At 49.9% G+C, this 12,194-nt stretch carries 10 protein-coding genes; 2 read left to right on the forward strand and 8 right to left on the reverse strand.

The genetic code is table 11. From position 1 onward, the window contains the following. Positions 1-39: 39 nt before the first annotated feature. Both B4N58_RS10810 and B4N58_RS10815 read left to right on the forward strand, forming a co-directional pair. Positions 40-621 carry a sigma-70 family RNA polymerase sigma factor gene (locus tag B4N58_RS10810; protein ID WP_008252981.1) on the forward strand — a complete coding sequence of 194 codons (582 nt, stop codon included), beginning with the start codon at positions 40-42 and terminating at the stop codon, positions 619-621. Further along, positions 618-1,253 carry a DUF1109 domain-containing protein gene (locus B4N58_RS10815; RefSeq protein ID WP_291749084.1) on the forward strand — a complete coding sequence of 212 codons (636 nt, stop codon included), beginning with the start codon at positions 618-620 and terminating at the stop codon, positions 1,251-1,253. The genes B4N58_RS10810 and B4N58_RS10815 overlap by 4 nt, the downstream gene beginning before the upstream one ends. 23 nt (positions 1,254-1,276) lie before the next feature. Here B4N58_RS10815 and B4N58_RS10820 read toward each other — a convergent pair whose 3' ends face one another. The 8 genes from B4N58_RS10820 to B4N58_RS10855 all read right to left on the reverse strand — a co-directional run bounded on the left by B4N58_RS10820 (position 1,277) and on the right by B4N58_RS10855 (position 12,116). Further along, positions 1,277-1,813, reverse strand: a complete 537-nt coding sequence (locus B4N58_RS10820; protein ID WP_291749087.1) for a 2OG-Fe(II) oxygenase — start codon at positions 1,811-1,813, stop codon at positions 1,277-1,279. Between the two features lie 155 nt (positions 1,814-1,968). Then, entirely contained in the window at positions 1,969-2,880 is a 912-nt protein-coding gene (locus tag B4N58_RS10825; protein ID WP_291749090.1) for a chemotaxis protein, read from the reverse strand. 115 nt (positions 2,881-2,995) lie between these two features. Further along, positions 2,996-3,850 carry a hypothetical protein gene (locus tag B4N58_RS10830; protein ID WP_291749093.1) on the reverse strand — a complete coding sequence of 285 codons (855 nt, stop codon included), beginning with the start codon at positions 3,848-3,850 and terminating at the stop codon, positions 2,996-2,998. A gap of 126 nt (positions 3,851-3,976) precedes the next feature. After that, positions 3,977-4,984 carry a succinylglutamate desuccinylase/aspartoacylase domain-containing protein gene (locus B4N58_RS10835; protein ID WP_291749096.1) on the reverse strand — a complete coding sequence of 336 codons (1,008 nt, stop codon included), beginning with the start codon at positions 4,982-4,984 and terminating at the stop codon, positions 3,977-3,979. A gap of 102 nt (positions 4,985-5,086) precedes the next feature. Then, complete coding sequence (locus tag B4N58_RS10840) at positions 5,087-7,453, reverse strand: efflux RND transporter permease subunit (protein ID WP_008252989.1); 2,367 nt, start codon at positions 7,451-7,453, stop codon at positions 5,087-5,089. A gap of 14 nt (positions 7,454-7,467) precedes the next feature. Then, positions 7,468-8,628: a WD40/YVTN/BNR-like repeat-containing protein gene (locus B4N58_RS10845; protein ID WP_008252990.1), complete on the reverse strand. Its 1,161-nt coding sequence runs from the start codon at positions 8,626-8,628 to the stop codon at positions 7,468-7,470. A 106-nt stretch (positions 8,629-8,734) separates the two neighbouring features. Then, on the reverse strand, positions 8,735-10,078 hold the full coding sequence (locus tag B4N58_RS10850) for a DUF1329 domain-containing protein (protein WP_291749102.1): 1,344 nt from the start codon (positions 10,076-10,078) through the stop codon (positions 8,735-8,737). Positions 10,079-10,133: 55 nt separating this feature from the next. Beyond that, complete coding sequence (locus B4N58_RS10855; RefSeq protein WP_008252992.1) at positions 10,134-12,116, reverse strand: DUF1302 domain-containing protein; 1,983 nt, start codon at positions 12,114-12,116, stop codon at positions 10,134-10,136. Positions 12,117-12,194 lie beyond the last annotated feature (78 nt).

Below are 12,194 nucleotides of genomic sequence, written 5' to 3' on the forward strand. Positions count from 1 at the left end.
AGTGTCTTGGAACATTTAAAAGCATGCCTTTGTAACCGAATGACCCTTCCTAGCGAATCCATTACCGTGCACCCTCAAGATGATTTTGAGCTTTCGCTCAAACCTTTGTGGATGCGCGCGCAAGGCGGAGACTCCGCAGCCTATCGGGAAGCGCTGTCCAAAATTGCCCAGCGTCTGCGTCGTTTTTATAGTCGTAGACTTCAAGCCTTGCCTGACGAGGTTGAGGATTTGGTGCAGGAAACCTTGTTGGCTTTGCACATGCAGCGTGGCACGTATGACGAGACCTTGCCCGTAAGCAGTTGGGTGTTTGCAATCGCTCGACATAAATTGGTCGATTTGTGGCGCAGGCGCGGTCGACGAGACAATCTGAACGATTCGCTGGATGACCTGACCGAGGACCAACACCCGGTGTCGCAAGAAGAATTGCCCTCGAAACGTGATTTGGGCGTGTTACTGGAACAGTTACCGGAATTACAAAGACAAGCCATTCTGCTCACCAAGATTGAAGGTTTATCGATGATTGAGGCCTCAGAACGCAGCGGTGTATCGGTGGCCGCTCTGAAGGTGCAGGTGCACCGGGGATTAAAACAACTGGCAGCTTTGGTCAGGAGTGAAACATGAAAACAGATGATCTAATTACAATGATTGCAAACCAAGCTGGTCCAGCACCAAAGGTGTCTGTAACCAACCGCCTGGTACCCGCCGGTATTGGAGGTGGCCTGATCGCTGCAGCGATCGTATTGGGTGTTCTGGGATTGATACCCGGTGACATGTTTTCGGAGCCTGGCCCTTGGATAAAAATTGGATACGCAAGCACACTCGCGATTACTGCGGGCTGGCTCTTTGCTCGCCTTGGGAAACCAGGCGCATCAGGCAAGCAGGCTACCTCGGCGGTGGTTGGTGTGGTGATCATTATGTTGATGGCAGGGGTACTTTCTTACTTGGGCACTCCAGCGTCTGAACGAGCTGCCGCACTCTTGGGGCATTCGTGGCTGGTATGTCCATGGGCCATACTGGCGCTGTCACTTCCCGTGATGGCTGGTGCATTTTGGGCCATGCGTGGTTTCGCCCCTACCGACCTGACTGCCGCCGGGGCAGCCTGTGGATTGTTCTCAGGCTCTGTGGCGGCATTGGCTTATGCCCTGGCTTGTACCGAACCAGCAGCACCTTTTATTGCTGTTTGGTACACACTGGGTATTGCGCTGTGCGGTGTGTTGGGTGCAGTGCTTGGACCAAAACTGTTGCGCTGGTAAAAAACAACTGTCGCCGACCCATCCTAGGTAGGTGGATCAATGCACAGTGTGCTGGATGTGTTGACTCGATACCATCCGGCAATGCTGTAGCGATGGCGCTTGGCGGGCAACACTTCATGCGGAAAGTCTTCACTTAAAAAAACAGCAAGGGTTCCAGCCAATGGCTGAATGGTTTCCAAGACGGTTTGAGTACCTTGGTCTGAATACAAGACCATTTCCCCGCCATCTTCCGGGCCCCATTCCGGGTTTAGGTACAACACCACCGACAAGATCCGATTGGCCTGTCCCTTAAACGCGTCCACATGGGTTCTGTAAAAAGCACCCGGTGCGTAATGTGCGAAATGAGATTCAAAGGAAAACAGGCCCAACATCAAAGTGCGGTTCAGGTATTGCTGTAGCTGTGCACTGAATTCAAGCCAGCGACCCGCAGCGCCTCCATGCGTGCTTTCAATCCAGGCAATTTCGTCGCGACGAATCTCGGAATTCGCTTGCTGGCCATGCGCGCGGCCGATACCAGCCTGTTTCAATTCGCCAGCAGCCATGGAAGTGAAGGTTTCCAAGAGTCCCGAAATCAAGCTGGGGGCTAATGCGTCCTTTTGAACGCTGTAACCTTTTAAGCGAAGATCACTTGCTATTAACTCAAACATGACACTTGATATCCAGAAAAGCGCTCACCTCGAATGACCGAAGTGTAGCGCTTTCAAGATAAATTTCATCAAGCGTGTGCCAAAAGCTGACCGATGGCGTTGGAAAGTGAAGTCGAATCAAACTTCTTCACGTAGATGTTGACACCAGCTTCAATGCCTCGACGTGCATTTTCTTCAGAAGTCAAAGAGGAATACATGATGATCGGAATGTTCTTGAATCTAGGATCACCCTTGAGCTTCCTGGTCAAAGTACAACCATCCATGATCGGCATTTCCTCATCCACCAACACCAGAGAAACACGCTCTTCCAATTCCTCTGAATTCTGATTGGCACTGGAGGCAATGGCCAACAATTTTTGCTCGGCTTCAACACCGTTGACCGCATGACTGTGTTTCAAACCCATGGTGTCCAGCACCTCACTGATTTTTCTACGAGCCACAATCGAATCATCCACGAAGAATACAGGCCCAGCTTTATTCAACTCAAAACCGGTGCTGACCGGTGTCGCATCTTTTTCAGGCAACACGCGGTGGCACACGCTTTCAATGTCCACCAAAGAGACCAGACTCCCGTCTTGCAGCATCACCACTCCGAAAACGGATCCTTCCTCGGAATCGTACTTTTGTGGAGGCTTCACATCAGACCAGGGCACCCGAATGATTTTATCGACATCAGTGACTGCGAAAGCCACTGAGCGAGATGCAAATTCGGAAATGATCATTTTAGAGTTAGGTTCGCCATTGGACATGCCAATCGCATCGCCAAGTGACACTACCGGCAGTACCTGTCCGCGCAGCGAAATAACTCCGTTCATTGCGCCTTGCTGCCCCGGAATCTGAGTGACCTGCGACAGTTCAGTGACTTCCCGAATCTTGAATACGTTCAAGCCGAAAATTTCCTGGCCGCCCAAGGAGAAAAGCAGAATTTCAATCATCTCCGTGGATGATTCGCCGGGAGTTCGTTCGTTGTTGTAGTTCATGAGTGGATTGACCGTTAACATGGTTCAGCCTTTATTCTGAACCATGTGAAAACGAATCAAATCCTTAGGAAGGGGGATAAAAGCGGTCTTTTACGCCTTTAAAAGCGTAGCAGATTCAGCCGATATAGGCTGACAATTCTTCGCGGGGATCCGCAAGCAGAGGACCCACTTGAGGCAAGGCGATCGAACCAATAGGCTGGGCGACTGCATCCAGCAAACCGTTCAGGACTTCTGCTGACTTTTCATAGTAATTTATGTTCAACAATGGATCCGCAATCGGATCGAGGGGCTCCACACCTGCCGTATCGATTGAAGAAGACAACAAATCGCGGCCCACCCCAGCGACATTCTCCTGCAAAAATTCGCGAATCCCAGAACCCACGGCTGTACCTGTATCAACAAGCAACTCTCGAAACTCTCCCTGACGGCTGCCATCAAAAGTCTCATCGAACTCTTGTTGGGAAGCCTCGGCCTGAGCAATAGCCTGCTCGATAAAATCAAGCAGAGAGAATCCCGCTGAAACAGAAGAAGGTGCTTCGATAGAGTCATCCGCAATCAACGTCGCACCTGATAATGCAATCTGCTGGACCCCAGACGAACCTTCACTTTCAACCGTCGAGTCCTCAAAACGGGACATCAATTCGGGATTCTGAATATCTGATTCAACCAAATCGCCGGGCAGCGCGCTTAACTCTTCGGTAACATTCAAAGTAGTGGGTCGACCGGCCAACAAGGGGGTGGAGGCATCAGTAACAAACTTTTCCAACGAATGCGAAGTAACCTCGGTCTCGCTTCGGGTGCTTTTATCAGTGAAAGGGAAAGAAGGCGCACTCGCGTCGACCTCTTGTGAATCAAGCGCTACCGGCGAAACATTCAAACTCACAGCACTGTAGGACTGTGCAGTTGCCCCACCCAAAAGCGCAATTGCCTGGATTGTTTGATCCGAAATCTGATGATTAATACCGCTCATTGTTGTCAAACACCTATTCACTGAGCTTCAATTTAAACAAAAGCGCACTGAAGACTCAATCCGGAAAGTGATATATTTCAATCACTTGTTTGTAGGCATTTGATGCGTTTTATTAGGAAAAGTTACCTATTTCTCCCCTCTTTGGAGTGATTGATTGGCCACAGCCACGTAAAACCATTCCTGACCGGCCTGCGACAGTGTATTAGGGAAAACTATAAAACCGTCCCGACTGGCCCTCACCTCCTCGCCACTTTGTCGAATGCCAATCAACTCACCCTTGCGTATGGGATCGAAGCTAGACCAAGTACGTACAAACTGGTCGTCAAAATGTTGCTTGTCGTTTACCTCGACCAAACTGAGATGCTGGTACTTACTCACTGCTGGTACCGGAGGTCCTTCCATCAATTCCAGGTGAAGCAAGGTATTGGATATAGCAAGGTAAGCAACATCTGGCCCCAAAGGATCATCGTGCTGACCACACTCCAGGGTAACCGCATATCCACCGCTCGAGCGCATGCACTCCGTGGTCCCCATGCCATAACGTGGATCTGTATTTAAACCTTCGCCGGATTGACCTGTTGCCTTCAAATAAGCGACACGGTTCGCAACGCCTTTGGCATAGGTGTCCAGCCAACCATCCACAAAACGACTCACCCCCAATCGCAAGGCCAAACCTCGCTCAGCATCCTCGTGCTTGAAAGACTCAAGCGCACTGTCATTGTTCTTTGGGCCAAACAAAGCGAAAGGCACATCCCCTTTCTGAAAACTATGTATGTCCAGCAATACGTCGTGTGCAGCCAGCAAGGGGCACAACCAATTTGCGACATGATCTTCAAAATCAGTCGGGTCATTGGTCGGCGTCAAATTGCGATTCAGGTTCCTGTCACCATTGCGCTGTTTGCGGTTATAGGCCAAAGGATTGGTGATTGGCACAAAGGTCACTTGTCCTTTTACCAACAATCGATCACCACTCTCAAACTCCTGAATCATTTTCAGGATCGCCTTGCTACCTGAAACTTCATTGCCGTGTACAGCACCCAGTACGATCAACTTTGGCCCGGGTTGCAAAGCAGTGAATGTAACTGACTTGAATTGCAAAGGATGAGGAATTGCGGGAAGTGCTGGAAACTGCATGGCAGAAATGGACAGTGAATATGATTGAGGCAGGTTACCACAAACCCGTGACCATAAAAAAAGGGCAGCTCAAGGCTGCCCTAGAGTTCGTGTTAACACCAATTAGCGGCTTGGCGCCTCCACGGAAGGACCAAACCTTTTTTTCACTGCACCGTATGCAAATAAGCGTATCAACGCTGGAATCAAGATCACCGCTCCAACCATGTTCCAGAGAAACATGAATGCCAACAGCATGCCCATGTCGGCCTGAAACTTGATTGCAGAGAATGCCCATGTGAACACACCCAACGCCAGAGTGACCGCAGTCAAAGCAACCGCGACACCCGTTGAACGCAGGGTTTCAAAATAGGCATCCTTGAAATTCAATCCCTTGGCAAGGAAACTTTCAAGTCGATTGTAAATGTAGATGCCATAATCAACCCCGATACCCACGCCAAGCGCAATTACAGGCAGCGTCGCAACTTTAATACCGAGATTGAGTTGCACCATAATGACCTTGCACAACACCTCTGTGATAAATAAGGGAATCATGATGGCCAGCATCACGCGGAAACTCTTGAATTCCCACCACACCAAAGCTCCCACAATGCCATATACCAACAGCAACATAGTTTTCTGAGCCTGCTCCACAACAATGTTGGTTGCCGCTTCAATACCGCTATTGCCCGCAGCCAGAATAAACTTGGCATCTGCTGAATCATTCTCCGCAGCAAAAGCCTGAACCTTGGCCACCACCCGCTCAAGTGTCTCGGCTTTGTGATCCGACAAGAACAGAATCACAGGTGTCATCGAACATTCGGAGTTGTACAAAGTGGTGGGAATATTCTTGTGCGCACCATTTGAAATGAAGCGATCACGGGAAATGGCCAACCACTTCGGATTACCACCATTGAAACCGGCAATGATGTTTTTCATCACAGTGAACAGAGAAACCGTGCCTTCTACTCCTTCCAGGTTCTCCATCTCCCACTGAAAGCGGTCTACCGCAGAGGCCACCGGGTAGGCGCCACATTCACCCGCCGGTGTCTCCACCATCACCACAAACACATCCGAGCTGGTGGAGTAGTTCTCGACTAGAAACTTCACATCTTGGTTGTATCGTGAGTCAGGACGAAGTTCTGGTGCACCTGGATCCAAATCACCAATCTTGATGTCGGCAGAGGCAAACAAGCCAGCCACCAATATCAGCGCAGCCGCAGCACTCACACTGTAAGCCACTTTCTTTTCAGTCAGGCGAGACAAAAGATGTGACACTGTGTGCTTACTGGCTTCCTGCTTGGCAACCTGCTTCAAACCACGCTCGGTCACATCCGTATAACTCATCAGCACTGGCAACAAAAACATCTTGGTGAAAATAATCACTGCCACACCAATTGAGGCGCTGATCGCCAATTCGCGAATCACACCAATCTCAATCACCAGCAATGTAGAGAAACCAACAGCATCGGCCAGCAAAGCAACAGAACCGGGAATGAACAGCAGGTGAAAAGTAGCCTTGGAAGCTTGGATTTTATCGGCTCCGTGGAAACGTTCCGAAGCCATCGTTCGCACGTTCTGAATCGCATGACTCACACCAATCGCAAATGTCAAAAATGGAACAAGTATGGAGTAAGGATCAAGTCCAAAACCCAACAAGCTCACTGAACCCAAATGCCAGATCACCGCAAGAGAACAACAAAAAATAGTGGCTGCGGTACTCTTCCAGCAACGGGAATACCACAACAGCAAAATCACGGTCAGCACGAAGGTGATTGCGAAAAATCCTGCAATATCCTTGGCACCTTCGATCAAATCTCCCACCACTTTGGCAAAACCGGTGATGTGAATGGAAATATCCTCACTCTGATACTTATCGCGAATCAATTCCTCGATACGCTCTGAGAGCTTGCCGTAACTTAGCTTCTCGCCAGTATCTGGATCTACTTCCAATAACGGTGCCAAAATAATGGCGGAACGCTGATCGTTCGAAACCAGAGATCCGATCCGCCCCGAACGCTCTACGTTGGCTTTCACAGCTTCAATCTGTTCTGGGGAGCCCGAAAAACCTTGACCAATGACAGGCCCCATTCGCAACCCTTCCTCGGTGACTTGTCGCCACATCACATTGGGTGTCCAAATGGAACTCAAATTCCCGCGATCAACGCCTGGAATATAAAAAACCTCATCGGTAATCAAGCGAAGTTTCTCAAGAAACTCCGCCTCATAAATGGTTCCGTTCTTATTGTGAACAGCGATGCGAAGGACGTTTCCCAGCGGGCGTAACTCGTTCTCGTAATTCAGGTAATTGGCAATAAACGGATGCGTGACTGGCACCATTTTCTGAAACGATGCATCAGGCCTCAGCTGTACTGCGTGGTAAGCAAAAAACACAGACAACACAGCAAACACAGCTATAACCAGTTTGCGATGCCCAAACAAAATCGACTCAAAAAACCGTTCGACCTTACCCAATTCTTCTTGATTGCTCATGACAGTTCTTCCAGTTAGCGTGGCAGCGCGAGAGTTCTAGGGCCATTCTGACCACTCAATACCAAAGTGTTGTTGACCAGAGCCATGCCAGTGACAGGCTTGCCCTCGGAAGCACTCACCATTTTCAATGTAGTACCCGACTCATCGGTTTGTACCAAGCGACCTTTTTGATCCACAAATAATGCAGTCTTCCCAAGCGTTAAACCCTGGACAAAACTTTCCTTGCTGGGACTTTGCAACTGCCACCAAGCGCTGGCACCCGCACCTAATCGGTAAACATTGCCACCAAAACCGTATGCAAAAATAATAGGCAGCCCTTCCTCATTGCGAGTAACTACAGTGCCGTAGAAATGGCCGTTGTAGCCGGTATCCGAACGTGTCCAGGTCGCAGCAAAATCTTTGGAAATATAAACGCGCCCAGCTTCACCAGCAATCAACATAAGCCCGGTGTCATCACCATACAATCCGTTGTAGTGACGAAAATCAGGATTGTCCAGGCGATTCGCAATCAGGGTCCACGTCATGCCACTGTCTTTGGTTTCAAAAATTTGCCCGTAACTGCCTACCACCCAGCCAGTATTTTCATCCTTGAACCAGACATCAAGCATGGGGCGCGCAGGGCCAAATCGCGCACCAGCCTCCGCGTCTTCAAATGCGAAAGTTGCTGCCTCCAACGCTTCAGTCATCTTGTCCTGCTCAGCCGGACTCGCAGCGTCAAATCGACTCTGCATGTCTTCCATTTTCTTCTTTGCCGCAGCAACCACCTGTTCATTGGCTTTGATGCCATCAAATACTTTGGCCCAGCTTGCGCCGGCATCCGTTGACTTCAGCACGACGCCATCGTGACCAACCACAAACGCCAGGCTGTCATTCACAAACTGCACACCCGTCAAATTGACTGACACGGGCACTTTGGCTTGAGTCCACACCTTGCCTTCGTTGTCTTTTACTCCTTGCGCAGCATCGCCTGCAGCGAAGTCTCGCTTCAAAATAATGCCTCTCTCGCCCACCACCAGCACGTTGCTACCCTGGGAAGTCACATTGAGCGACAAAGCCTTCGCAGCCTTTGGTGCTTGAATTGCAGGTAAATCCAACGGATCTTTAAATGCATAACTGAATTGACTAACGCACAAACTCAGAGTCAGTAAGGTTGCACGCAGCAGTGGCTTTTTCATGCCATCTCCAATTTAAAAAAACCCAGAGAAGTGATTTCTCTGGGTTGCAAAAAATTAAACCTCAGGCGTATGGGACACCATACGCCCCACACACGCTGAAACATCATTACCTACCCATACGGCGCAGCGCTGCTGTCGAAAAGTCAGCTGTGGTGTACTTTTTGCCAAACTCGACAGGCTTTTCTTCATTGGTCAAAGCATTCACAAGATATCGACGCGCTTGCAAGTCATAAATCACTTCGCCGGCAGGGCCAAAGGCAGGCGCATCGTACAACTGAACGCCATACACCTCGCGCACGCGCCACAAGCCGCCACGTGCGTCGTACTGGTCTGCATGCAAAACAGCCCATGAGTCTTCATCAATAAAGAACACGCGCTTGGAGTAAATATGACGAGCGCCAGGCTTCAATGTGGCCTCTACCACCCAAACACGGTGCAATTCGTAACGCAAATGGTCGGGGTTCACATGATTCGGCTTGATGATGTCGCTGTATTTCAAAGCCTTGCTGGTCAACTTGAAGTTGTTGTAGGCCACATACATTTCTTTCTTGCCTACCAGCTTCCAGTTGTATCGATCTGGTGAGCCATTGAAACCGTTGAAGTCATCGTTGGTCCTCAAGCCATCAGCACCAATACCTGGTGAGTCATACGCCAGTTCAGGCGCGCGAATCACGCGACGCTGCCCAGGGTTGTACTGCCACGCCAAACGCGGCTCTTGAACCTGATTCAAAGGCTCGTGTACCAAGGCCACTTCTCCCGCCGCATTCGCAGGTGCAGTGGTTTGGTTCAAGTAATAGAAAATGCGGTTGGGTTCCGGGTCAGCCATGAACGACGCATAGGAAATGGTTTCCGTGCGCTTGCCCACAGTGAAACTTCCGTTGGTTTGCACTGGAAAGTCGGCGGAGTATCGAGTGATCGAGCCACCTAAATCCCGCATAATATGATTCCAGATTACATGGACACCCTCTGTTGGGATAGGGAAAGGTACATTGGACTTCTTAAGATTCAGAATACCGTTGCCACCTTCAGCCAGCTTGATACCAGCCGCCTCTTCTTTGGCGAACTTGTAAACATCAGCACGGTAAGCAGCGGTTCTCTGTGTTGGGTATACGTTTATTTTATAAGTAGGGTAGCGCTTCATCATCTCCATTTGCCCAGGCGCCAACTTGTCTTTGTGCTGTTCCATATTTGCAGCAGTAATAGTCAAGGTTGGCTTATCAGCCGCAAACGGATCAACGTAACCTTTTGCAGGGTCAAATCCTGCAGGCGGCTTGCTCAGACCACCGTTCCACGCAGGAATAGTACCCGCAGCGTTACCCGCCTTTTCCGCACCGATGGGAGTCAGCGTGGTGCCCAGCTTTGAAAAATCAGCTGACTGCGCGTGCGCGGATACGGCCGAGCCCAGCAGGGCCAATGAAACAGCCAACTGCTTGATCTTCATCAATTTCATCTCAATACTCTCCTAAAAACAAACCTTGAATGGCTCACCCTCGTCGTTCCACCTTTTACAGGTTGGCGCCCACTACCAAAGACAGGAAGTCACGGTCTTTGAATGGATCGAAATAAGCCTTGTCATTGAACATGCTGTAGTTCATCTCAGCAAAATACTTGGCTGACTGGATCTCAGCCCTCAACCCGAGACCCAAATTCATGCGGTCTTCAAGGAAGACACCGTCGGCTGAATAGCCTTTAAAGTCATGAGAAAAAAAGATGCGTGGTGCCAAAGTGACCCCGAAAATAGCATCGGGATATTGTGCAACAGACAAAATCCGATAACCGAATGCAGTTTCAGTTGCATAGCCGTCCACTGCACAATTCCTAGAATTCGGATTAACCCCAGCATTACAGTCACCGCCGTTGTATGTGGCGTGGGCGCCAGCGCCAAAAGCAGGAGAACGACCAAAGCGCTCACTGGTAAACGGATCACCAATACCGCGCCACATTTGAGCACCAATCTCACCAATCACAGCAACCTGACTTGCTCCCAATCGACGGGGAAACAAGGCAATCGTTGACATCTGGGCCTGAATTTTATCCAAGGGTTTTGAGCCAGGCAAAATCGAACCGACCGGGAACTGCGCATTGTCGCCATAGCGCGCCAAAGGACCGTCTCCGGTTGCTCCACCTTTTAACAAATCTGCGGTGTTATAGGCGGCCGGGAAGTCCTTGGTGTAACTAACCTCACCAAATACTGAGTAACCAAACAACTCGGTGGCTGCAGACAGACCTGCAACCTGAATATTCTCTGATCCATAATCAAAGAAATACGACAGTGGATTCACCACACTCTGACCCGCCAGTTCCAGCCCATTGAATAAGGAACCGTCGAATCCAGATGGTGTTTTCTTCAAAGACAGATTGGGAATACGCTGGTGATAATTCACAATGTAAGCGCCGAATTCAGTGCCAATCTCGCCCGCGTAGTAACGGCCGGACAACCCAATCTGCCCGGAATCTTTGGGCCTGCGATCTGCCAATTGGGCCATCCGGAAATTCAAGCTACTCAAGTCTGCTGGTAATCCAGTAATACCGCCCAAAAGCCCCGCCAATGGACCAAGACCTGAGAACAAGGTTGTGTCAATCGGGATACCTCCGGCAGTAATTGTGCCTCCACCAGAGAAACTTTGTTGATCATCATAGCCAGTGAAATCGATATCACCCACCGGAGTGCTCAAGATGCCGGGGTTGATTGGGGCACCCTGGAAATTACAGTTCAACAGGTCGGCCTGAGAAAAGAAGGTACCGCAACCATCCGCAACCACCTTCTCATGGTTCAACTGAACAAAACCCTCTAATGACAGTTCGTCTGTTGCCTGAATATTCGCAGAGATCTGGGGTATGGGCAGGAACACCTCTTTCAGCTGCGCACCCGGGCGACGAAGCGCCGCCGAGTCAAAGTTGGAATACTGGTTCACACCACCCAACACGAACAAAGCCTCACCCCAGGTCACCACCTGGTTACCGATTTTCAAGGTCAGCGGCTTGCCTAAGGGCTCATAATTGCCAAAGAAGTAAGCATCCAGAAACTGCGCATCCTCAAATTTCGTGCCTTTGTCAAACCCGTTGTCATTCAAAGGCTCATTCGGCCGAAACCCGTTGTTGGATGACCCATGTGGGACCCTGTTACTTCTATTGTGAAAATCCGAGAAAGCTTTGGCTCGAATAAAAACACCGTAGTTGTCTTTTTTAAGTTCAAGCTCACCTACAGCTTTGGCCACCGCGTTGAATACATCACCCTTGCTGTAATTCAAGTTGCCGTCGTCGACCGTACCACTCGAAGCCTTACCACCATTGCCTATAAACACCAAGGACTCATCAGCGTCTTTGGTTCTCATGGAAGCTCCAACAGTCACCTCCATTGCCCAACGGCCTTCAATACCGACAGGTCCCTCAAAGGAGCCCGCGGCCAAAGAGAAGCCATGCATGGACATCAGCGCAGATAGAACAGCAAATTTCAGTGTGGAATTCTTGGGCAGAAAACCGGCCATTTATGTCTCCTCAGGGCCTTGTTGGCCTCTTGAATAGATAGTGCGATAACCAATCTGCGTATTCTGGTGAATTCGTCC

The organism is Limnobacter sp. UBA3528, from assembly GCF_002377005.1.
Classification (GTDB): Bacteria; Pseudomonadota; Gammaproteobacteria; order Burkholderiales; family Burkholderiaceae_B; genus Limnobacter.